We start from the raw sequence: 23,149 nt of genomic DNA, 5'->3' as shown, positions 1-23,149 counted from the left end.
TGACGCATCCGAACCAAACCTATTACAGGAAACCTCATGGAAGCCACCGTCTATCTCGAAGACAACGAATACATCGCCTTATGCGACCTTCTGAAGCTCGCCGGACTTGCCGAAAGCGGCGGGCAGGCGAAAGCGTTTATCACCGAAGGGCTGGTATTGCGCAACGGAGAAACCGAAACCCGTAAAACCGCCAAAATACGCGGCGGCGAAGTCATCGAGTTTGACGGCGCGCGCTTGGAAATTGCCGATGGATACGACCCTGAAGAATAAAGCCGAAGCCCTCTTGGGCGAACCGCTTCTAGACGAACCCGTCCGCCCAGAATCGTGGGAATGCTGCGGCAGCGACTGCGGCGATGCCTGCATCCAGACGATTTATTGGACGGATAAAGCCAAATACGACGCGCAACGGCGGAAATTGAAAGAAGCGGGTTGGACGGACGACGAAGACAACGGAAAGGTCGTCTGAAAACGGTTCGGCTTGATGGAAACCGCGTTTTCAGACGACCTTTTATTGTGAATTGAAATAGAAAATACTTATATCGTCATTCCCGCGCAGGCGGGAATCCAGAAGTTTGAAATAGCGGTTAACCTTAAACATTTCCGACAAATCAAAGTCTGGATTCCCGCCTGCGCGGGAATGACAGCATAGGGTCTTTTCCTTTGAATTTGCCATACACCCGTTTTTAAAATTACCGCCGTCGCCACTGCCCGACAATATTAAAACACCCCGCCCACCGTTCACCACACGCATAACGCCCCATGATAGACCTGCATTGCCATTCCACCGTTTCCGACGGTATGCTCTCCCCTACCGAAGTCGTGCGCCTTGCGCATCAAAACGGCTGCACGCTGCTGGCGTTGACCGACCACGACCACACCGGCGGCATTGCCGAAGCACGTGCCGAAGCCGACAAGCTCGGGCTGCGTTTCGTCAACGGCGTGGAAATCTCCGTAACTTGGCGCGGGCGCACCATACACGTCGTCGGTTTGGATTTCGACGAACAGGACGAAAACCTGCAAAACCTGTTGGCACAAGTGCGGCAAGGTCGTCTGAAACGCCTTGAAGCCATCGCCGCCAAGCTCGAAAAGAAAGGCATCGGCGGCGCATACGACGGTGCGCTCGCGCTGGCAGCAAACAAAGAAATGGTCAGCCGCACCCACATCGCCGAGTTCCTCATCCAAGCGGGACACGTCAAAAACAAGCAGCAGGCGTTCACCAAATACTTGGGCGACGGCAAATCCTGCGCCGTCCGTCACGAATGGGCGACGCTGGCAGACTGCGTCTCCGCCGTCAACGGCGCAGGCGGCATGGCTATCATCGCCCACCCCATGCGCTACGACTTGTCCGCCACCGTCAAGCGCAATCTGTTTGAAGAATTTAAAAACCTCGGCGGCGTGGGCATCGAAGTCCACAGCGGCAACTGCTGCAAAAACGACCGCCTCAACTACGCGCTGCTGGCAGAACGCTTCGGTATGCTCGCCAGCGCGGGCAGCGATTTCCACCGCTTAAACGACTTCAGTGGCGGCATCCTCGGCGCGTGTCCCGAACTGCCGGAAAACTGCAAACCGGTTTGGGAACATTTCAAAAGGGTTTGAGGCGTTTAAGGCCAAGTTTGGATATTGGGACAAACTTGCCGACGCTACACGCCATACCTTACCAAATCCCGTCGCGTATGCTTTATCCGCTAGTTTGCCGAAAATTTCAAACAACTTGTCCGTGCAAAATCTTGGCAGGTAAAACCAAACCGTACCGCCGCCGTCATGCCCATACACACAAAAGCAGCCATGATGGCGAATAGGCGTCCTATTTGATTCAAAGGAATTATAGTGGATTAACTTTAAACCAGTACGGCGTTGCCTCGCCTTGCCGTACTATCTGTACTGTCTGCGGCTTCGTCGCCTTGTCCTGATTTAAATTTAATCCACTATACTTCCCCAAAAGGTCGTCTGAAAACCGCTTCGTCGCATCGCCGCACGCATACGGTTTTCATCAGGAAGCCCGTTTTCAGACGACCTTCCCGATATGAAATCTTCAGGCTTTGCTATAATCCGCAATCCGCATTTTTTGAGCCACCGCCATGCCGCATGCCCTCGTCCTCCAATTCCCCTCCCCCGAAGCCCTGCCTTCCGCTCTCCTCACCCGCCTGCCCGAGCCTGATTACGCCGATGAAAAGCGTATGCGTTTTATTGTTGAAGAAGGGTTTTCTTTCAACGAAGCAGACGCGGCGTTGCTGGACAGCCGTCAAATCGACCACGCCGTGTTGCCCGATATGGCGTTCGGCGAACTCGGGCTGATTGTCAGCGATATGGATTCGACGCTGATTACCATTGAATGCGTCGATGAAATTGCGGCGGGTGTCGGCTTGAAAGACCGTGTGGCGGAAATTACCGAACGCTCGATGCGCGGTGAATTGGATTTCGAGCAGTCTTTGCGCAGCCGCGTCGCCCTGTTGGCGGGATTGAACGAACGGGTTTTGGCGGAGGTTTATGAAAACGTTTTGCGGCTCTCGCCCGGCGCGGAATTTTTGCTGGACGAATGCAAGGCGCACGGCGTGAAATTCATGCTGGTGTCGGGCGGATTCACGTTTTTCACCGAAAGGCTGCAACAACGCCTCGGCTTCGAATACCAACACGCCAATATTTTGGAAATTGAAAACGGCAAGCTGACAGGTCGTCTGAAAGGCAGAATCATCGACGCGCAGGCCAAGGCGGATTTATTGCGCGAATACCGCGACCGCCTCGGATTGCAGCCGCATCAGGTTTTGGCGATGGGCGACGGTGCGAACGATATTCCGATGCTTAAAGAAGCGGGCGTAGGCGTGGCTTACCGCGCCAAACCGAAAGCGCAGGCAGTCGCCGATGCCTGCATCAATTTCGGCGGGCTGGAGCGCGTCAGGGGTTGGTTTAAATAAACCGTCTGTATCGGTGGTCAGGAGTTTCCCGTTAAAACCAAGGTCGTCTGAAAAATTTTCAGACGACCTTTTTGCTGTTTGAAATATCGTAATGACTGTAAACGGAATGCCAAGGGACACGCCTTCGCAGCACGCCGAAACAGGTTTGCACACCAATCCTGAACACAGCCCTCTTTATCCCCGCAGCAACCTTATTCCTTCTTCCTGCCAGATGGAAAAGCAGGCAATTAATCAATACAGTTACTACTATTATTCAAATAATTTAATTATGCCTCAAAAATATTGACTTAAATTAAATAAAACCGTTTTATTACTCACAAACTGCCTGACATTCTTTATACTACCAAAGTAGTAATTAACTACACCCAATGAACTAAACCAATAAAAGGAGCTCTAAGAATGAAACACCAGCTACTCCTTCTGCCGATTGCCTTAGCCGTATCCCAGGCTTGGGCGGACACAGACCCCGTTCCCGAAGAAACTGTTATCCTTTCCCCCGTTACCGTCACCGGCACACAACAACAAAAAGCCAATAGCGTTACTTTCAACCCCAAAGCTGCTTTGCAACCCCTCCCTGCCGGAGACGGTGCGGACCTTTTACAATCCGTGCCCAACATGAGCATCATCCGCAAAGGCGGAAGCTCGGGCGATCCATTGTTCCGCGGTTTGGGCGGTTCGCGCCTGTCGATTAACGCAGACGACCAGTTTATTTACGGCGGCTGCAGCATGCGTATGGACCCGCCGACTGCCTACATCCACCCGAATTCTTTCGACAAAGTCGTCGTCACCAAAGGCCCGCAAACCGTAACCCAAGGCATGGGTTTGGTCAGCGGCTCGGTACAATTCATCCGCAAAGACCCTGATTTCAGCGAAAAACCCTACAACATCAACGCCTCCCTGACCGCAGGCAGCAACGACCGCCGCGACGGTTCGCTTGAAGCCGAGTTCGGCGGCAAATACGGCTACGTCCGCAGCAATATTTCCCATAACGAAGCCGGCGACTACAAAGACGGCTCAGGCAAGAGCGTCCACTCCCATTTCAAACGCGACAGCCAAATGCTGCAACTGGGCATCACCCCGACCGAAAACACCACCATTGCCGGCACATACGAACGCAGCAGGGCCAAAGTCGCCTACGCCGACCGCATGATGGACGGCAGCAAATTCGACCGCGACGCATGGAACGTCCGCTTTACCCAACGCAACCTCACCCCTTGGTTCAGCGAACTCGAATTGCGCTACGGTGAAAGCGAAATCGACCACGTCATGGACACATACAGCCTGCGCACCATCCGCAATCCGGCAGGCAAACAGATTAAAAACGCCAACAACCCCAAACGCAACACCGACACAGGTCGTCTGAAAGCCACCTTCGACTGGGACAAACTCAATCTGCAAACCGGCGTAGATTATATGGACGACGTACACGTCGCCCGTATGGAACGCGGCGGCGACGGTTACAGCCACAAGCCCTACATGCCCAATCAAAGTTTCAAACAATGGGGCGTTTTCACCGAAGCCGCTTGGCAGCAAACCGACAAACAACGTTGGGTAGCAGGCTTGCGCCACGACCGTGTCAAAGCGCATTACGATTCCGCAGACGTAACCGATCCCGTTTTGAAACATCAGAAATTCAACTTGAATTCCGGTTTCTTACGTTGGGAACGTGATACGGATAACGGCTTGAAATACTACGCCGGATTCGGTATCGCCGAACGCTCGCCCGACTACTGGGAACGTCTGCGCGCCAAAAAGAAAATCATCCATCCCGAACAAAACCGCCAAATCGATGCGGGCATCATCTGGAAACGTCCTAACCTCCATGCCTCCGTATCCGTATTCGGCAGCGATGTCAAAAACTTCATCATACTCGAACGCCAAGGCACGGATTTAGGCGTACGCAACGTTAAAGCCTCTCGTTTCGGCGGCGAAGCCGAAGTCAAATGGACGTTTGCACCTAATTGGGAAATCGGCAGCAGCCTCGCCTACACCCACGGCAAAAACCGTACCGACGGCAAACCTTTGGCACAAACCCCGCCGCTCGAGTGGAACAACACCCTCGCCTTTGACAACGGCAAATACAGCGCAGGCGCGTTATGGCGCGTCGTAGCGAAACAAAACCGTTACAGCAAAGGTCAAGGCAATATCGTCGGTCAGGACATCGGTGCCTCTTCCGGATTCGGCGTACTCTCGCTCAATGCCGGCTGGAAATTCAGCAAATACGCCACCTTGCAGGCCGGCATAGACAACGTGTTCAACAAAACCTATGCCGAATTCGTCAGCAAAGGCGGCGACCCTTCAGCAGGCACGCAAACCTTGCGCGTCAACGAACCTGGCCGTACCGCTTGGTTGAGGCTGCAAGCGAAATTCTGATGTTGAGTTGAGAAAGTGAAAGGTCGTCTGAAAACCCGATTGTGGGTTTTCAGACGACCTTTAGTTTTCCAACGCATCAAAACGGCTATTTGCCTGCTTTCAGCGATTGCCACAAGCGGACGCTCAGGCGGCTTGCATCTGTTGATTTGGGCGATACGATGAAACTTTTATCCATCAATTCCTTGGTCGGGAAGATAGACGCATCGCCGGTATATTTTTCGTCCATCAATGCACGGGCAGGGCGGCTGGCGGGGGCGTAGGTAACGAAATTGCCGTTTTGTGCCGCGACTTCGGGATCGAGCGTGTGGTTGATGTATTTGTGCGCATTGGCGATATTTTGGGCATCGCGCGGAATCATCAGGGAATCCACCCAGATGCCGACGCCGCTTTTGGGTGCTAACACTTCGATTTCGACGCCGTTCTTCGCTTCTTGCGCGCGTGTTTTGGCGATGTTCAAATCGCCACCGTAACCGACTGAAACGCAAAGGTTGCCCGCCGCCATATCGTCAATATAGCCTGACGAAGTGAAGCGTTTGATGTCGGGACGCACTTTTTTCATCATGTTGACGGCGGCTTTGATATCGTCCGGGTTTTCGGTATTCGGGTCTTTGCCTAAATAATGCAGCGCGAGCGGGATTTGTTCGATGGCGCTGTCAAAATAGCTGATGCCGCAGGATTTTAGCTTTTTGGTGTATTCGGGATTGAACACCAAATCCCATTCGTTTTCGGGCAGCTGCTCCGTCCCCAAGGCTTTTTGAACCAGTTTTTTGTTGATGGCGAGCGTGTTGATGCCCCAGAAATAAGGGACGGCGTATTGGTTGCCCGGATCAACTTTTGCCATCATGGCAAGCAGGTCGGCATCGATGTTGGCGTAGTTCGGGATTTGGCTTTTGTCGATTTTTTGATACGCACCGGCTTTGATTTGGCGTCCGACGTTGGCAATGGACGGTGCAACGAGGTCGTAACCGGATTTGCCGGTCAAAAGCTTGGCTTCGAGGGCTTCGTTGCTGTCGTAGTAGTCGTAGCGGACGTTGATATGCGTATTTTTTTCGAACGCTTCAAGCGTGGCGGGATCGACGTAGTCCGACCAGTTGTAGATATTGAGCTTGTCGGAGGCTGTATGGGAAGAAGGTGCGGAAGATTCTGCGGCGGTTTGTTGGCCGCCGCTGCATGCAGTCAAGACGAGGCCGATGAGTGCCGCCGCCATTGAAGTTTTTTTCATGGGTACAGTCCTTTTGTGGAAGGGGGAATTGTTGCAGCGGCGGCAGTCAGTCAAGCGCAGACTGTCCGCATACAAAAGGTTAACTGTGGGGGCGGCCGGCATATGCCTCGGGCCCTTGATTCAGCAGGTTCGCATTAAACGGCAAAATCCCTGTCGACGCAATAGGTTAGACGGGAAAATTTCTTCGTTTTTTCATTGCTTTCCGCTATGGTTTTCTTCATAAACAAAAAAATATTTAGACGACCTGTTACATACTGGCCACACATAAATTTTCCCTATCCGCACACCCATGCCCTTTGCCTAAAACCCATGTTATTTGTTATACTTTTTGAGAACTATTTTTAATTAAATCAAATCCTAATTCCCGCATGACTACCCCTGACTCCGCCACCGTAACCGACCACACCCGCCAATGGCTCGAAAAAGCCGTCATCGGACTCAACCTCTGCCCCTTCGCCAAAGCGCCGCACGTCAAAAACCTCGTGCGCATCAGCGTCAGCCAGGCCCGCCATCTGGACGGTTTCCTCGAAGACTTAGACCGCGAATTGCAGCTTTTGGGCGACACGCCCGCCGACGAGCTGGAAACCACCCTGCTTGTCCACCCAACCCTTTTCCCCGACTTCGACACCTTCAACCAAATGCTCGACATTGCCGATGCCGCCGTTGTGGACAACGGTTTGGAAGGCATTGTCCAAATCGCCCCGTTTCATCCCGATTTCCAATTTGAAGGCACGGATTCAGACGACATCGGCAACTACACCAACCGCTCGCCCTACCCCACCCTGCACCTCATCCGCGAAGACAGCATCGCCAAAGCCGCACAAGCCTTCCCCGACGCCTCCGCCATTTTCGAGCGCAACATCGCCCTGCTCGAAAAAATGGGACACGAAGGCTGGGACAAGCTCGATATTCCCCGCTGCCCGTTTGATCACGGCAAAACCAAAGCATCCGAATAAGATTTCCAACAAAACAACATGATTCGCTACTTACTCATCTTTTGCGGCGCAGTTTCCTTACTTTTAGGTATCATCGGCATTTTCCTGCCATTGCTGCCAACCACACCTTTCGTCCTGCTCGCCGCCGCCTGCTGGGCAAAAGCCTCGCCCCGTTTCCACCGCTGGCTGCACCAACACCGCTATTTCGGCCCCATGGTGCAAAACTGGGAAAACAACGGCGCCGTCCCGCGCAAAGCCAAAATCTTCGCCATCAGCATGATGAGCCTATCCTGCATCTTCATGTTTTGGCGCTTTCCCGAAAAATGGTGGATAGGCGCGGCGTCCACATTGGGCTGCGGCTGCGTCGCCGTCTGGATGTGGCTGCGTCCCGAACCCTGATTCGCATCCAAAACACAAGGTCGTCTGAAAACGCAGTTTCCGTTCCGAAACCGTATTTTCAGACGACCTTTTGTCATTTCAAACCATCGGTTTTAAAATATCCGCAACACAAACTGCCAAAAGGAAAACCGCCATGGCACAATTCTTCGCCATCCACCCCGACAACCCGCAGGAACGCCTGATCAAACAGGCCGCCGACATCGTCCGAAGCGGCGGAGTCATCGTGTACCCCACCGACTCCTGCTACGCGCTCGGCTGCAAACTCGGCGACAAAGCCGCGATGGAACGCATCCTCGCCATCCGCAAAATCGACTTGAAACACCACCTGACCCTCATGTGCGCCGATTTGAGCGAATTGGGCACTTACGCCAAAGTCGACAACGCCCAATTCCGCCAGCTCAAAGCCGCCACCCCCGGCAGCTACACCTTCATCCTGCAAGCCACCAAAGAAGTCCCGAACCGCACGCTGCACCCGAAACGCAAAACCATAGGCCTGCGCGTACCCGACAATACCATCGCCCTGAGCCTGTTGCAGGAATTGGGCGAGCCGCTGCTCAGTTGCACCCTGATGCTGCCCGAAGACGACGAGCCGCTGACCGATCCTTACGAAATCCGCGACCGCCTCGAACACAGCGTCGATTTGGTGATTGACGGCGGCTGGTGCGGTACCGAGCCAACCACCGTCATCGACATGACCAACGGCACGGAACTCATCCGCCAAGGCAAAGGCGACACCGCCCTATTCGGTCTGTAAGCCCTAAAAATAAAAGGTCGTCTGAAAACCCAAATCCGTTTTCAGACGACCTTTTTGCTTTTCAAACCAACGGCATCAAATATCCAATTCCGCCGTATCGCCTTCACGCTCCATCCATGCGCGGCGGGCGGCGGCTTCGCCTTTGCCCATCAGTTTGACGAAGATGTCGCGTGTTTCGTCATCCGCGCCTTCGGGGATTTGCACCTGCAACAGGCGGCGGGTGTCGGGGTGCATGGTGGTGTCTTTGAGCTGGTCGGGGTTCATCTCGCCCAAACCTTTGAAACGGCTGATGGAATAGGCGGTTTCTTTGACACCTTCTTTTTGCAGCCGCTCCAAAATGCTGTCGAGTTCGTTTTGGTCGAGGGCGTAGAATTTGCGGGCGGGTTTGCTTTTGCCTTGTGCGTTGACATCGACGCGGAACAGCGGCGGCTGGGCGACGTAGATGTGTCCGTCGGCGACCAGTTTCGGGAAGTGGCGGTAGAACAGGGTCAACAGCAAAACTTGAATATGCGAGCCGTCCACGTCGGCATCGGACAGGATGGCGATTTTGCCGTAGCGCAGGCCGCTTATGTCGGGATGGTCGTTGATGCCGTGCGGATCAACGCCGATGGCGACGGAAATGTCGTGGATTTCGGCGTTGCCGAAGAGTTGGTCGGGGTGGACTTCGAAGCTGTTGAGTACTTTGCCGCGCAGGGGCAGGATGGCTTGTGTGGCTTTGTCGCGGGCGAGTTTGGCGGAGCCGCCGGCGGAATCGCCTTCGACGAGGAAGAGTTCGTTTTCGCGGATGTCTTCGCTTTCGCAGTCGGTCAGTTTGCCGGGCAGGACGGCGACGCCGCTGCCTTTTTTCTTTTCGATTTTTTTAACCGAACGCATCCGCGCCTGTGCCTGACGGATGGCGAGTTCGGCGATTTTTTTGCCGAAGTCCACGTTTTGGTTCAGCCACAATTCCAAAGGGTCACCCGATACGGCGGCAACGAGTTTCAGCGCGTCGCGGTTGGTCAGCTTGTCTTTGGTCTGACCTTGGAACTGAGGATCGAGGACGCGGGCGGAGAGGACGAAGGCGGTTTTGCTGAATACGTCGTCGCTTTGCACTTTCACGCCGCGCGGTAGGAGGTTGTGCAGGTTGATGAAGTTGTTGACGGCGTTGAACACGGCTTGTTTCAAGCCCGCTTCGTGCGTACCGCCCAGCGGGGTGGGGATGAGGTTGACGTAGCTTTCGTTGGCGCACGAGCCTTCTTCCAGCCAGGTCAGGGCAAACGCGGCGCCTTCGCCGATGCTGAAATCGCCGTTGTGGTCGTCTGAAATGTAGTTTTCGCAGGAGAACAGCGGCACGGCTTCTTGCGCGTCGGCAATCAGGTCGGTCAAATAGCTTTTTAGGCCGTCGGGGTAGTGCCAGGTTTGGGTGTGCGCTTCGTCTTCGCCTTTTACCGGGCGGGTCAGGGAAACGCGCACGCCCGGCAGCAGCACGGCTTTGGCGCGCAGCAGGCGTTCGAGTTCGGGGATGCTGTAATTCGGGCTTTCAAAATATTTGCCGTCCGGCCAGACGCGCACTTCGGTGCCGCTGTCTTTGACGGCGCATTTGCCCACTTCCGCCAACGGCTCGACCACGTCGCCGCCGGCAAACACGATGCGGTGGATTTTGCCTTCGCGTTTGACGGTGACCTCAAGGCGGGTGGAGAGGGCGTTGGTCACGGACACGCCCACGCCATGCAGACCGCCTGAAAAGGCATACGCGCTGCCGCCGTCTTTTTTGTTGAACTTGCCGCCCGCGTGCAGACGGGTAAACACGAGTTCGACCACAGGCACGCCTTCGACAGGGTGCAGCCCGACGGGAATGCCGCGCCCGTTGTCGTGCACGGAAAGCGAACCGTCGTCGTGGATGCGCACGTCGATTTCAGTGGCGAAACCGCCCAACGCCTCGTCCGCCGCGTTGTCGATGACTTCTTGGCAGATGTGGGTCGGGCTGTCGGTGCGGGTGTACATGCCGGGACGTTCTTTGACCGGCTCCAAGCCTTTGAGGACAGTAATGCTGGATTCGCTGTATTGGTTGTTTTTAGTCATAGGGGAAGAGGTCGTCTGAAAGGAAGAACAACGCTTTCAGACGACCTGAAAGCGTTGCGTTTCGTTGTTTTATCGGTTGTCAAAAGGCAGGCGCGCGGTAAAGTCTTCGTAGCTTTCCATACCGCGCAGGAAGCGGGAGGAGAGTTCTTTCAATGCCCCCAAGTAAACGTCGCGTTTGAAATCAATCACTTCGTCAACGGGAGCCCAATATTGGTGCCAACGCCAGCCGTCAAATTCGGGATGGTGGCAGGCGCGCAGATTGATGTCGCTGTCGCGCCCGACCAGCCGCAAAAGATACCAAATCTGCTTCTGCCCGCGATACGAACCGCGCCATTCGCGGCGTACCCAGTGGCTCGGCACGTCGTAACGCAGCCAGTCGCGCGTGCGGCCGACGATTTTGATGTGTTGCGGCAACAGCCCGACTTCTTCGTACAGCTCGCGGTACATGGCGGTTTCGGGGCTTTCGCCCGGCTTGATGCCGCCTTGCGGGAACTGCCAAGAATGTTCGCGCACACGTTTGCCCCAAAAGACTTCGTTGCGGTTGTTGATTAAGATGATACCGACATTGGGGCGATAGCCTTCTCTGTCTAACACGGTGTCGCCCTTCGTTAAATTAAAATTAAATCATGCGATTTTCCCATAAATCGGGCAGGTTTGACAAATCGCGAGACCGTATCGGCGGGCATTTGAAACCAGATTCGGCAGGTTCCTTCAAACGCATCTGAAACATATATACTTCCTGCCTTATCTCAATCACCCCTCATGTAATAATCTTTCTTTTGAGCCAAAGCAAGGCGGCGCGACCTCATTTTAGGTTTAATACACTATTGTTTTTTATCCGATAAGACCGTAAACCGGCATCCCCCGACACTGCCCTACCGCGACAGTTTTGCCGTCTTTCAAAAGCGGCGTTCCCACCTCAATCCACTTTAAGGAAAATCATGGCTTCGCGCGATTTATACCCACAGGAAATTTTACAGGTCGTCCTCGATAAAAGCTGTGCCAAAGCACAATCCAGCGTTTCCACGCTGGCGGTTTTGAGCGTTTTGGCAGGCGGATATATCGGCTTCGGTTATCTTGCCTATTTGAAAGTGGTCAGCGGCATTCCGCACGAATGGGGCGGCTTGGCGACTTTACTCGGCGCGGCAATGTTCCCCATCGCCCTAATCTGCATCCTGCTCGGCGGCGGCGAGCTGGTAACGAGCAATATGATGATTATGTCTTTGGGGCGTTTGGCAGGGCGGATTTCCACAAAAATGCTGCTGCGCAACTGGGTCGTCGTGTGTCTGGGCAATTTGGCGGGAACGCTGGCGATGGCGTTTTTCCTCGGACACTACGTCGGGATGACCGAAGGCAGCGTGGCAGAAAAAACGATTGCGGTGGCGGAAGCCAAAGTCCATATGGATTTCGGCAGGGCTTTCGTCTCGGCGGTCGCGTGTAACTGGATGGTGTGTATGGGCGCATGGCTGCACTTTGCCGCCAAACATACGGCAGGGCGGATGTTGGCGATTTGGTTTCCTGTGATGATTTTCGTGTTAAACGGTTTCCAACACCTTGTCGCCAATATGTTCGTCATCCCCGCCGGTATTTTGGCGGGCGCAGACATCACATGGGGGCAGTTTTTCTTCAACATGATTCCCGTGTTTTTAGGCAATGTCTTCGGCGGCGCATCGTTTGTCGGCGCATCGTACCTTTATACTTATAAAGATACGCTGAAAGATTGTGCCGAGTCTTGAATAGATTGGTATTGAAAAGGTTTAGAAACGCAAAGGTCGTCTGAAAACTGAACTGGCCCCCAAATCTTGGACACTCATAAAAGCCTATTCAGGCGCTCTGTGCAAGCTGGGTTCTGTATGCGACAGGACTCAGCTTTTTCAATTTCAAACTGCAACGCTCCCGGTTGTAGTAATCCATATAGTCATCTATCTGCTTCATCAATTCATCTACCGTCAATTCACCTGCATTATAGAAACACTCCGTCTTCAACACCGCAAAGAAGCTTTCCATCGGCGCATTGTCCCAACAGTTCGCCTTTCGCGACATGCTTTGAACCATGGAATGCTCCGCAAGCAATTCCCTATACCCCGCCGTACGGTACAGTACACCTTGGTCCGAATGAAGCATCGTTCCTTTAGCAGTCAGACGGGGGGCAGCTTTTTCGAGCATTTCCTTCACCATTTCGCTGTCGGCTCTGCGGCTCATGGCGTAGGCGACGATCTCGCGGTTGAACAAGTCCAAGATTGGCGAGAGGTACAGTTTGCCGTCGCTCCCTTTGAGTTCGGTCACGTCGGTCAGCCATTTTTCGTTGGGCTTTTGGGCTTTGAACCGGCGTTTGAGGAGGTGTTCCGATATTTCACCCATGGCGGGATGGCGGTAGGCTTTTTTTGCCCGTATTTTGGCTTTCAGCCCCATCTGTTTCATCAACCGAGCTGCTTTTTTGCGGTTCCAATCCAATGCTGCGGCAATGCGCCTTTGCCCGTAGCGTCCTTTATGCCGCCGGTAGGTTTCGACAAGGAGGGCTTTGTCGGCTGCGTCGGGGTCGGGTCGGTCTTGGTGGTGGTAGTAAAAGCTGCTTTTGGGCAGGTTTGCGATGTGCAGCAGGTATTTGAGCGGGTGTTGCGCCCTCAGTGTTTGGACGGTTTGGCTTTGTCCTTTGCGGTCTGCTTTTGGCTGAGGGCTTTTAACTCCTTTAGGTAGGCGACCTCTGCGCGCATATAGCACAACTCTTCGATAAGCTCTGCCTGTGTTTTTTCTTGGTCGGGTTTATCTGCGATGAAGGGGTTTTTTCGATGTTGGGGCATGGTTTTGGATTGGGGATGTTCGAGTGCGCCGATACCGCCTTCTTGATAGGCGCGTATCCATCGTCTCAGGTGGGTTCGGGAAATGCCGTAGTGGTCTGCGGTACGCTGTTGGCTGCGTATATGCAGGTAGTGGAGTACGGCTTGGTATTTGAAGTGTAATGTATATTTGCTCATAAAAAAACTGCACCTTGTGAGTTGGAGGGGATGTGTCCAACTTTTGGGGTGCAGTTCAAACAGAATTTTGGTTTTCAGACGACCTTTTGTTTCATTCAAATTAATGAGGCAATTCACCGCTTCGGATTTTCTTTTTGAAATCCTGAGTTTCCCTGACAATTACTTTCGCCATCAGCAAGAGGGCGATTAAGTTGGGCAAAGCCATCAATCCGTTGAACGTATCCGAAGCGAGCCAAACCAAATCAAGACTCAAGACGGTTCCCAGCATGACCGAGGCGACGTAAAAAACTCGGTAGAGATTCGCGGATTTTTCGCCGAATACATATGCCGCACATTTCTCACCGTAGTAACACCAGCCCAAAATAGTCGAATAGGCAAAGAAAATCAAACCGATGGTAACGACCCAGCCGCCGAAACCGGGCAGCATTTTTTGGAAGGTAACGGTAGTCAGCGCCGCGCCGCTCAATTCCGGTTTGACAAACTCACCGCCCGCGCCGAGCAAACCCATCACCAATACAATTCCCGTAATCGAGCAGACGACGATCGTGTCCAAAAACGTCCCGGTCATGGAAACCAATGCCTGGCGGACGGGATGGTCGGTTTTCGCGGCTGCAGCGGCAATCGGTGCAGAACCCATACCCGCCTCGTTAGAAAACACGCCGCGCGCCACGCCGTAGCGGATCATCGTCCCGATTGCGCCGCCTGCCACAGCCTGCGCGCTGAACGCATCGGAGAAAATCAGTTTGACGGCGGGTGCTAGCAAGCCTGCATTGACGGCAATAATGGCAATGCCGCCTAAAACGTAAAACACCGCCATCGCAGGTACGATAAACGAAGCAGCTTTAGCGATACCTTTAATACCGCCCAAAACAACGATAGCTGTCAGAATGGTCAGGACGACGCCGGTATAGCCCGGTTCCACGCCGAAACTCGTCTGAACGGCCTGCGCAACCGAGTTGGACTGTACCGAACTGCCGATACCGAACGAAGCAAATGTGCCGAATAAAGCAAACGCCAATGCCATCCATTTCCAGTTTTTGCCCAAGCCTTTTTCGATGTAATACATCGGCCCGCCAGACATTTCGCCTTTGGAGTTGGTCACGCGGTATTTCACCGCCAACACGCCCTCGGCGTATTTGGTAGCCATACCGAAAATGGCGGTCATCCACATCCAAAATACCGCACCCGGACCTCCGGTAACCACGGCGGTCGCCACACCTGCAATGTTGCCTGTACCGATGGTGGCGGACAGGGCGGTCATCAAAGCAGCGAAATGGGAAATATCGCCTTCGTGGTCTTCGCCGTCATCCGTTGTTTTCTGCGGCATAAACGCCTGCTTGAGCGCGTAACCGAGCATAGAAAATTGCAGGCCTTTGAGCATAACGGTCAACAAAACGCCCGTTCCGACCAATAACACCAGCATAACAGGTCCCCAGACCCAGCCGCTGACTGTTTCAAAAAACGCTTTTAAATTTTCCAAAAATAATTGCATATTTTTCTCCTCATTATGTTTTTAGTGTTCGGTCATTTCAGCATAAAGTGTTTAAAAACGCAACGGTCTGATGATATGCCCCTTATTTTTCCATAAATCCAAATTCATAACGTCAGATCTCAATGTGGAAAACATTAAAATAAAAATACCCGTCTGACATCAGCCTGCGCAAATGGAAATCTGTATTTCAACATGATAAAAAGCCAATAAATATCGGCGACTGAAAATACCTGCCCTATCTGCACAAGCATAAAAAAACGAGGTCTTTCTATTTTGATTCACGGATTAATTTCAGACGACCTTCTTACCGCTAAAAAACCATCACCCAACATTTAAATCAAACGAACAGGCAAAAAAAGGTCGTCTGAAAGCCCCTTATCTCTTTCAGACGACTCTGAATTCCCGCTTTGTATTGTTTTCGGGTATTTTATTGCAGGGTAAAGCCTGCTTTGAAATCCAGCTTCGGCACGCCGATGATAAAACGCTCGCCGATACTGTCTTCAAACTCGTATGCGCCTTCGATACTGCCCCAAGGCGTGCTGATTTGCGAACCGCTGTTGTACTCGTATTCCTCACCCGGATACAGGACAGGCTGCTCTTCGATCAAACCGCCGTGTCCGACCTGCCCGATTTCTCCGTGCCCGTCGGTAACTTCCCAAAACCGCTGGCGCAATGTGATGACTTCATTGCTGCGGTTGCAGATGGTGATTTGATAATTAAAAGCATAGCGGTCACGATAAACATCGCTTTTTCCGGCGATATAACGCGGCTTTACACTGATTTCTATACTATTCATTTTGCTTCCCCGTGATGATGCGGTTCTATTTTTATTTAAAAGTGAGTGAAAGTGTGCCTGCCTTATATTTTTTATCGGCAGTCATATATTTAATTGTGTGTGTTTAAAAAATCCAAGATGCCAGCCCTAATACCAGACCGGTCATCAGTGCGGCGATCAGGTCGTCAAGCATAATACCCAGCCCGCCGTGGATGCGGCTGTCGAACCATTTAATCGGCCAAGGCTTGAGCATGTCGAATAATCGGAACACGATAAAAGCCGCAAGCCACCAGCTCCAGCGGAAAGGCACGAAAGACAAAACCAAAATCATTGCTACGATTTCATCCCAAACGATACCCCCGTAATCCTGTATGCCCAGCTCTTTTTCGGTATACCCGCAAATGCGGATTCCCCAAACAAACATGGCGATGCACAACAATGCCAAAACCCAGCCGCCGATTCCGATCAAATGAAGGACAAACGCCAAAGGCAAAGCCGCCAAAGTACCGGCTGTTCCCGGCGCGACGGGAGAAAGACCGCTGCCGAAACCGAAGCCCAAGAAGCATAAAGGACGCTCTTTGAGCCATGTGAAAGTAGGTTTAAATTCAGCCAAAATGATCGAACCCCCGTGAAGTAAGCAATAATTCGCCGCCTTTTTTATCCTTTATTTTCAGACGGCCTGAGTTGTTTGTTTTCCCTATCCTCGTTACCGCCACACCGCATTGCGCTGCTGCGGCAAGGATTTCACTGCGACGGTCTGTGGAAGCGGTAAATACCAATTCGTAATCGTCGCCGCCCGATAAGGCGAAAGCCGTCCATTGTTCTTCAGACAGCGATGTTCTCAATTCATCAGGAACCGGCAAGACATCTATCGAAATTTCCGCCCCCAAAGACGACGCGGTCAAAATGTGCCCCAAATCCTGCGCCAGCCCGTCCGAAATATCTTGGGCGGCATGGGCAAGCGGCAAAAGTGCCAAACCTAAATCTACCCTTGGCTCCGGTCTGAGGAGTTTATCTTCGCAAAGTCCGAAGACTTCCGGCGGCAGGGTGCAGTTTTTCAGACGATGGTTTAATGCTGCCGCAGCCATACCGATTTGCCCGGACACCCAAATATCATCCCCTTCTTGCGCTGCATCGCGCCGCAGGGCTTGCCCTTGGGGCAGTTCGCCGACGATGGTGATGTTGAATACCAAATCACCTTTGGTCGTATCGCCGCCGATAAGCGTGATACCGAAACGTTGTGCCAGCGAGAAGAAACTTTCGCAAAACCGCGTCAGCCATTTTTCGTCCAAATCGGGCAATCCCGCACTGAGCAGAACCCATTTTGGAACGGCACCCATCGCCGCCATATCGGATATGTTAACTGCAAGCATTTTCCATGCCAAATCTTCAGGAGAAACATCTGAAAAAAAATGTTTGTCCTTAATCAACATATCGGAACTAAAACACAAATCAAATCCGATACTTGGACGGATGATGGCTGCATCGTCCCCGATACCCAACACCAAACCTTCCGCCTGCTGTTTTTGCAAAAACTGTCTAATAAAGTCAAATTCTGTCATATTTAATGTAAAAAATTGTCAACTCGTTTACATTACAGGAAACTGTCCGGCAAGACATCTCTTTTATAAATAGCGGTGTTCGTTGCATTATCACAAAAATTCACAACCAAAGGTCGTCTGAAAACACGATTTCGATAAGACGGAACGTTTTCAGACGACCTTTTCTGCTGCCAGCAACATTTCCACATTCCGCTCGGTCGCTTCGGCTATCTCTTCAACGGCAACACCGCGAATTTCAGCAGCGATGGCGGCGATTTGGCGGATGTTGGCGGGCGTGTTGATTTCGTTTTTCAGCATAAACGGGCTGTCAGTTTCCAAGACGAAATCGGTGTCATTCAAGGTTTTGAGGGTTTCGCGTATTTTTCGTGCGTTCGGGTTGAGCAACAGCGAACCGATGCCGATTTTGAAACCTAATTTCGTCAACACGCGCGCTTCTTCCGCGCTGCCGGAGAAGGCGTGGACGATGCCGCCTTGGGCAAAACCTGTCTGTTTGACGGCGGCGGCGATGTCGGCGGTGGCTTTAAGATTATGGATAATCACGCGGCGGCGCAGGGTTTGCGCGATTTCAAGCTGGCGGCTGAAGACTTGGATTTGCCGTTCGCGCTGCGGCGGCGTTTGGGTTTTGTCGTAAAAATCCAAGCCGATTTCGCCGACCCATGCCGTCGGACGCGCTTGCAATGCTTGTTCCAAATGCTGGAAATCCGGTTCGGAAACGTCGTCTGAAAACCAAGGATGGATGCCGAGCGCGATATGGATGTTGTCCCAAAGCGGGTTTTCAGACGACCTTTGCACCAAATCCGCCACGTCCTGCCAATCCTGCAGCCGGGTCGCGGGAACGATAAACCGCCCTACCCCTGCCTCCCGCGCGGCGGTCAGGATATGCGTCAGGTTTTCGCGCAGGGCGGGATCGGCAAGGTGGCAATGGGTGTCGGTGAGGTTCATCGATTTCACACTAATTTTAGTCTTACCAATTCTTTGTGAACATCTTCCCCCCCCAGCCTTGCGATACGGCAAGGGTCATGAGCGTGGTGGCGGTTTCGAGGTTGCATTTGCCGCCGTTGATGATGCCCGAGTTGCGGAACGCGTTGCCTTGCGCGTAAACGGCGGCGGTTCTACCTTGTCGGACTTGGCTGATGTTAAGCAGCAGTTTTCCTTGCTGCGTAAAGTCTCGGACGGCGCGGATGAAGCCTTCGTCTGCGGGGGTGTTGCCGTGTCCGTAGCTTTGCAAGATAAGGGCGTGGGCGGGAAGCTGTCCGAGTCCGTCCGCAAGTTCTTGGACGGCAAAGCCGGGGATAAGCGTGCGGACGGCGATTTTTGCCTGCGGATCGGGATAGCGGATTTTGAGGTCGTCTGAAACATCTGCCGCGTCTTGGGACGGGATGTGGATATGGTGCCAGCCTTGGGTTTCGTCCCATTCGGCGATGGCGCCGAAATGCGGATTGTCGAAGCCTGCGGCGGTTTCGGTACTGACTTTGCTGCTGCCGACGGCGGGATAAAGTTTGCCGTCAAAGGCGATGACGGTTTGTTTGAGCTTGAGGCTGAAGGCGGCGACGGCGGTGGAGAGGTTGCGCGGGGCATCGCTGTTTTCGGCAGCGTAAGGCCATTGGGAGCCGGTCAGGACGATGGGTTTACCCAAACCTTGCAGGGCAAGCGCGAGGAGGTTGGCGGTGTACGCCATGCTGTCCGTGCCGTGCAGTATCAGAATGCCGTCGCAGGAAGGCAGTTTGGCGGCGATGATGTCCAGCCAGTCGCGCCAGTGTTGCAGCGTGACGGACGAAGAATCAATCAATGGATTGCAGACGTGCCACTCGAAGTCGAGGTCGTCTGAAAAAGGGGAAAGGGCTTGGCTGACAAGCGCGGTATCGGGGCGCAGGCCTTCGCTGCTTTGGGTCATGCCTATGGTGCCGCCTGTGTAGAGGACGAAGATTTTTTGTTTCATGGACATCATCGGGTCGTCTGAAAATAATGATGCGGCTTATTTAACTATATTTCGGACAGGCTGGCAATTTGGCGGCGCAGACGGTTTTCAGACGACCTTGAAATGAAAAAGCACCCCGAGACTGCCGATATTTGATTTTCCAAGTGGATTTTTATTCACGAAGCGGGAGATTCAAGGCGGACGCCTCAACAAGCTTGGACGCTTGGTGAGGATTGCCAAGGCAGAAGATACCGCTTTGGGGATAAAAAGACACGGAAACTATTGAATATCGGCAACCTTGTCAGGGGACTTGATTTTATTGTTCGCTTTGCGCGGCTTTTTTGGCTGCCTTGGCGGCTTTGCGCTGCGCCCGCTTTTCGCTCAATTTGGTACGGTAGAACTGGAGGCGCTGGCGTTTTTTCCACCAAAACCAAGCCAACACCACTGCCAATATACCCAAAACAGTAAAGATGCCGGATTGTAGGCTGTGCATTTTTGCCATCAGCCAATCGATGTTGTTCGCACCGTATTCGCCCAAATAAATCCAAACCGGCACGGAAATCAATGCGGCAAGCCCGTCCATCAGAATGAAACGGGTATAGGAAACTTTGCGGCTGATGCCCGCAGTCACGAAAACGGCGGTACGCAAACCGGGCAGGAAGCGGGCGACGAACAATACCCAGTTGCCGTATTTGTCGAATTTTTCCTGCACCTGCGCGTAACGCTTGGGCGTCATCACGCGGGCAATCGGTTTGAACTTAAGGATTTTCTGCCCCCACAAGCGTCCGGCGACAAACATAAATCCGTCGCCCGCCAACACGCCGAGCATACCGACGACAACCATCCAATGCGAATTGGTGTACCCCAAGCCGGAAATCACACCGCCTGTCACCAGCGTCAAATCTTCGGGAATCGGTACGCCAAAGCCGCAGATGACCAAAACGAAAAACACGGCTGCGTAGCCGTATTGGACAAAAAAGGCTTCTAAAAAGGCAAACATGGCGTATCCGTCGGTTGTAATGTGGAGGGGAAATTCATTTGAACTGAATGTCGTATTTTACCAAAGATAGGGTCGTCTGAAAGAAATAACAAGGAAGGTTATGAAAATAGACCTCTTGCGAAAATATTCATCCCATCGCATTAACCAGTCCTGCAATCAGATTTGCCCTTAACCCGAACCGTTTCCGCCTGTTGCGGTAAGGTAGCGACAAGATTTTGAATATCTTAATTTTTCTGTTGATGTGCTCGATGACGGTTCTGAGTTTGCCTAACCACCTGTTCGCCTCTTTATCCTGTTTGTTCAGCGGATGATGTTTAGATTTCTTTTTCGGGGTCTGTAATCCGGTTTTAGCCAATCCTTGATAACCCCTATCCGCAATGACTATTTTGTAGGGATAAAGCTCTGCAAGGTGCTTCTTGGCTAAACGCATGTCATGCTGAGCACCCATCCCCGTCTGGATGCTGATGATTTTTTCAGTTTCTCTGCCGTATATGACTTGGATTTTAACCGTGTGTCGCTTTTTCTTGCCGCTGTAATACTGCCGCTGTTTTTTTGGGACGTTCAATCGGGCTTTCGGTAACGTCAATGATGACCGTTTGATCGCCCGGATTCTTGTGTTTTGGCAGGGAAAAGCGTTTGCAACGAATGAGAGCGTCCTCAGTTTTACGGATGGTGCGGCAGACATTACTTTCAGAAAGACCGTAGATAGCGGCCAATTCGAGTTGGGTATGATAATGGCGCAGATAACTTAGGGTAAGCAGCAGTTGGTCTGCCAAACCGAGCGTATGCGGCCTGCCCGACTTGACCTTCCGGCTTTCTGCTTCTGTGGTGACTTGCAGCATTTCATGAAAAAGGACGGGCGTTACACCTGTGAGCCGTTTGAATTCCCTGTCGCTTCTTTGGATTAGGTTTTCGTATTTCATTTGGGAATTGTAAATCTTCAGGATACTTTCGCAAGAGGTCTAATAGGTGTGAACAATATGAATTGATGTGTTTCAGACGACCTCGAATCCTAAAAAACACAATCACAATGGATTAACCTTAAACCGGCATGGCGTTCCCCGCCTTGCCCTGATTTAAAATCAATCCACTGTACCGCCGTTCCCGCTTGCGTGGAAACGACGGCAGTTCCAAGGTTTGCTAAAAACCTGATTGATTTTTTGACGGCATTACTGCTTGCCGGTGATGGCTGCTGCGATGCGTTCCGCACCTTTTTTCGCCCAGTCCGCCTGACGCGCTTCGACCATGACGCGCACGACCGGCTCGGTACCCGATGCGCGCAACACGACGCGGCCTTTGCCTTCGAGTTCTTTTTCCACTTCAGCCAATACGTCTTTCGAGGCTTCCTGCCATTTCTGACCTTTTTGAATGCGCACGTTGATCATGGTTTGCGGATACGGCTGCCAGTCGGCGCAAACGGTGGCAAGGTCTTGGTTCAGGATTTGCAGCGCCGCCAAAACTTGCAGCGCGGAGATGATACCGTCGCCGGTGTTGTGTTTGTCCATACACAAAATATGGCCGCTGGCTTCGCCGCCGATGAGCCAGCCGCGTTGGTTCAGTTGTTCCAACACATAGCGGTCGCCGACTTTGGCTCGGCAGAAATCGACGCCCTGCTCTTTCAGGGCAATTTCCATCGCCATATTGGTCATGACCGTACCGACCACGCCGCCGATGTTGATGCCTTCGCGGGCGCGGGCTTTGGCAATGACGTAAATCAGGCTGTCGCCGTCGTACACTTTGCCGTTGCGGTCGACCATCATCAGGCGGTCGCCGTCGCCGTCCAACGCGATGCCGTAGTCGGCTTCGTTTTGCAATACGGCAGCCTGCAAGGCTTTGGGATGGGTTGCGCCGCATTTTTCGTTGATGTTGTAGCCGTTGGGTTCGTCGCCGATGCTGACGACTTGCGCGCCGAGTTCGTGGAACACTTTGGGCGCAACGTCATAGCCTGCGCCATGCGCGGTATCGACCACCAATTTCAGGCCGCGCAAATCCAAATGGCTGGGGAAGGTGGATTTGCAGAATTCGATGTAACGGTCGTCCGCGCCGTTGATGCGGCGGGCGCGTCCGAGGCGGGCGGACGGCTGGGTTTTCATTTCCTCGTCGATTTTGGCTTCGATTTCCAACTCGATTTCATCACTCAGTTTCACGCCGCCTTCGGCAAAGAATTTGATGCCGTTGTCGGAATAGACGTTGTGCGACGCGGAAATCATCACGCCGGCGGACAAACGCAGCGCACGGGTCAGATAAGCCACACCCGGCGTAGGCAGCGGGCCGGTTTGGATGACGTTGACACCTGCGGCGGTAAAACCCGCCACCAGCGCGGCTTCAAGCATGTAGCCGGAAATACGCGTGTCTTTGCCGATCAGGACGGTCGGCTTCTGCCCGCCGTCATGTTGCACCAACACCTGCCCCGCCGCATAACCGAGTTTCAATACGAAATCGGGGGTAATCGGAAATTGACCGACTTCGCCGCGCACGCCGTCCGTGCCGAAATATTTTTTTGCCATAAATTTGCTCCGTGAGGATGTTTTTAAAATGAGAATACCCGTGAATGTTATAACGGGCAGTATAGGGGATTTTATGCAAACCTGTTGGGATTTATGTTTAGCGTTATTAGATTGAGCCTGAGCGGTATAGTTTCTTATCTTATCAAAATCCGAAACAAGTTAACCGTATTAAACAAACAGGTCGTCTGAAACCTCAAAACTCTTTTTCAGACGACCTCTTTATCACCACTTCAGGGGCTGCCGACATTTCATTTTCCAAGTGGT

Annotated in this window: 22 protein-coding genes and 1 pseudogene; 9 read left to right on the top strand and 14 right to left on the bottom strand. The window is 52.8% G+C overall.

What is annotated here, in order from left to right; all coding sequences use genetic code 11:
- Positions 1–36: 36 nt before the first annotated feature.
- The 5 genes from NM96_01050 (at position 37) to NM96_01030 (ending at position 5,285) form a co-directional block, all read left to right on the top strand.
- A complete protein-coding gene (locus NM96_01050; protein ID AVR78136.1) occupies positions 37–270 on the top strand; it encodes an RNA-binding protein in 234 nt (77 codons plus the stop codon).
- Entirely contained in the window at positions 248–466 is a 219-nt protein-coding gene (locus NM96_01045; GenBank protein ID AVR78135.1) for a hypothetical protein, read from the top strand. Before NM96_01050 ends, NM96_01045 begins: the two co-directional genes overlap by 23 nt.
- A gap of 293 nt (positions 467–759) precedes the next feature.
- Positions 760–1,596, top strand: coding sequence for a PHP domain-containing protein (locus NM96_01040; protein ID AVR78134.1), 837 nt, complete (start codon positions 760–762; stop codon positions 1,594–1,596).
- Between the two features lie 482 nt (positions 1,597–2,078).
- The gene (serB, locus tag NM96_01035) at positions 2,079–2,912 is read left to right on the top strand and encodes a phosphoserine phosphatase SerB (GenBank protein AVR78133.1); all 834 of its coding nucleotides are present in this window, start codon (positions 2,079–2,081) and stop codon (positions 2,910–2,912) included.
- Between the two features lie 399 nt (positions 2,913–3,311).
- Complete coding sequence (locus NM96_01030; protein AVR78132.1) at positions 3,312–5,285, top strand: TonB-dependent copper receptor; 1,974 nt, start codon at positions 3,312–3,314, stop codon at positions 5,283–5,285.
- An 85-nt stretch (positions 5,286–5,370) separates the two neighbouring features.
- On the opposite strand, the gene NM96_01025 is transcribed toward NM96_01030, so the two are convergent.
- Positions 5,371–6,507 carry a polyamine ABC transporter substrate-binding protein gene (locus NM96_01025; protein ID AVR78131.1) on the bottom strand — a complete coding sequence of 379 codons (1,137 nt, stop codon included), beginning with the start codon at positions 6,505–6,507 and terminating at the stop codon, positions 5,371–5,373.
- 368 nt (positions 6,508–6,875) lie between these two features.
- On the opposite strand from NM96_01025, the gene NM96_01020 reads away from it, so the two are divergent.
- The 3 genes from NM96_01020 (at position 6,876) to NM96_01010 (ending at position 8,595) form a co-directional block, all read left to right on the top strand.
- Complete coding sequence (locus NM96_01020; protein AVR78130.1) at positions 6,876–7,463, top strand: DUF1415 domain-containing protein; 588 nt, start codon at positions 6,876–6,878, stop codon at positions 7,461–7,463.
- A gap of 18 nt (positions 7,464–7,481) precedes the next feature.
- Positions 7,482–7,841: a DUF454 domain-containing protein gene (locus NM96_01015; protein ID AVR78129.1), complete on the top strand. Its 360-nt coding sequence runs from the start codon at positions 7,482–7,484 to the stop codon at positions 7,839–7,841.
- Positions 7,842–7,974: 133 nt separating this feature from the next.
- Positions 7,975–8,595 carry a threonylcarbamoyl-AMP synthase gene (locus NM96_01010; GenBank protein AVR78128.1) on the top strand — a complete coding sequence of 207 codons (621 nt, stop codon included), beginning with the start codon at positions 7,975–7,977 and terminating at the stop codon, positions 8,593–8,595.
- Positions 8,596–8,670: 75 nt separating this feature from the next.
- Here the strand turns inward: NM96_01010 and parE are convergent, their stop codons facing one another.
- On the bottom strand, positions 8,671–10,656 hold the full coding sequence (gene parE / locus NM96_01005; protein ID AVR78127.1) for a DNA topoisomerase IV subunit B: 1,986 nt from the start codon (positions 10,654–10,656) through the stop codon (positions 8,671–8,673).
- Positions 10,657–10,725: 69 nt separating this feature from the next.
- A complete protein-coding gene (locus NM96_01000; protein ID AVR78126.1) occupies positions 10,726–11,250 on the bottom strand; it encodes an RNA pyrophosphohydrolase in 525 nt (174 codons plus the stop codon).
- 347 nt (positions 11,251–11,597) lie between these two features.
- On the opposite strand from NM96_01000, the gene NM96_00995 reads away from it, so the two are divergent.
- The gene (locus tag NM96_00995; GenBank protein AVR78125.1) at positions 11,598–12,392 is read left to right on the top strand and encodes a formate/nitrite transporter family protein; all 795 of its coding nucleotides are present in this window, start codon (positions 11,598–11,600) and stop codon (positions 12,390–12,392) included.
- An 88-nt stretch (positions 12,393–12,480) separates the two neighbouring features.
- On the opposite strand, the gene NM96_00990 is transcribed toward NM96_00995, so the two are convergent.
- The 11 genes and pseudogenes from NM96_00990 to NM96_00940 all read right to left on the bottom strand — a co-directional run bounded on the left by NM96_00990 (position 12,481) and on the right by NM96_00940 (position 22,885).
- Complete coding sequence (locus tag NM96_00990) at positions 12,481–13,377, bottom strand: hypothetical protein (protein AVR78124.1); 897 nt, start codon at positions 13,375–13,377, stop codon at positions 12,481–12,483.
- The gene (locus NM96_00985; protein AVR80222.1) at positions 13,281–13,736 is read right to left on the bottom strand and encodes a transposase; all 456 of its coding nucleotides are present in this window, start codon (positions 13,734–13,736) and stop codon (positions 13,281–13,283) included. The genes NM96_00990 and NM96_00985 overlap by 97 nt, the downstream gene beginning before the upstream one ends.
- A complete protein-coding gene (locus NM96_00980; protein AVR78123.1) occupies positions 13,732–15,123 on the bottom strand; it encodes a sodium:alanine symporter family protein in 1,392 nt (463 codons plus the stop codon). Before NM96_00980 ends, NM96_00985 begins: the two co-directional genes overlap by 5 nt.
- 427 nt (positions 15,124–15,550) lie before the next feature.
- The gene (locus NM96_00975; GenBank protein ID AVR78122.1) at positions 15,551–15,919 is read right to left on the bottom strand and encodes a Co2+/Mg2+ efflux protein ApaG; all 369 of its coding nucleotides are present in this window, start codon (positions 15,917–15,919) and stop codon (positions 15,551–15,553) included.
- A 103-nt stretch (positions 15,920–16,022) separates the two neighbouring features.
- The gene (locus tag NM96_00970; GenBank protein AVR78121.1) at positions 16,023–16,511 is read right to left on the bottom strand and encodes a phosphatidylglycerophosphatase A; all 489 of its coding nucleotides are present in this window, start codon (positions 16,509–16,511) and stop codon (positions 16,023–16,025) included.
- Complete coding sequence (gene thiL, locus NM96_00965) at positions 16,504–17,460, bottom strand: thiamine-phosphate kinase (GenBank protein ID AVR78120.1); 957 nt, start codon at positions 17,458–17,460, stop codon at positions 16,504–16,506. The genes NM96_00970 and thiL overlap by 8 nt, the downstream gene beginning before the upstream one ends.
- Positions 17,461–17,610: 150 nt before the next feature.
- Entirely contained in the window at positions 17,611–18,402 is a 792-nt protein-coding gene (locus NM96_00960) for a TatD family deoxyribonuclease (protein ID AVR78119.1), read from the bottom strand.
- Between the two features lie 5 nt (positions 18,403–18,407).
- Positions 18,408–19,408 (bottom strand): annotated as a pseudogene (locus NM96_00955) (asparaginase).
- Between the two features lie 286 nt (positions 19,409–19,694).
- The gene (locus tag NM96_00950; protein AVR78118.1) at positions 19,695–20,378 is read right to left on the bottom strand and encodes a DedA family protein; all 684 of its coding nucleotides are present in this window, start codon (positions 20,376–20,378) and stop codon (positions 19,695–19,697) included.
- Between the two features lie 127 nt (positions 20,379–20,505).
- Positions 20,506–21,301 (bottom strand): IS5/IS1182 family transposase gene (locus NM96_00945; protein AVR78117.1). Its coding sequence is split into 2 segments (ribosomal slippage): positions 20,506–20,934 and positions 20,936–21,301, totalling 795 coding nucleotides; the frame shifts between segments, so codons are not numbered across the junction.
- Between the two features lie 246 nt (positions 21,302–21,547).
- On the bottom strand, positions 21,548–22,885 hold the full coding sequence (locus NM96_00940) for a phosphoglucosamine mutase (GenBank protein AVR78116.1): 1,338 nt from the start codon (positions 22,883–22,885) through the stop codon (positions 21,548–21,550).
- Positions 22,886–23,149 lie beyond the last annotated feature (264 nt).

The organism is Neisseria mucosa (genome assembly GCA_003028315.1).
Lineage (GTDB): Bacteria > Pseudomonadota > Gammaproteobacteria > Burkholderiales > Neisseriaceae > Neisseria > Neisseria mucosa.
This window is presented reverse-complemented; position numbering and strand designations above follow the sequence as displayed.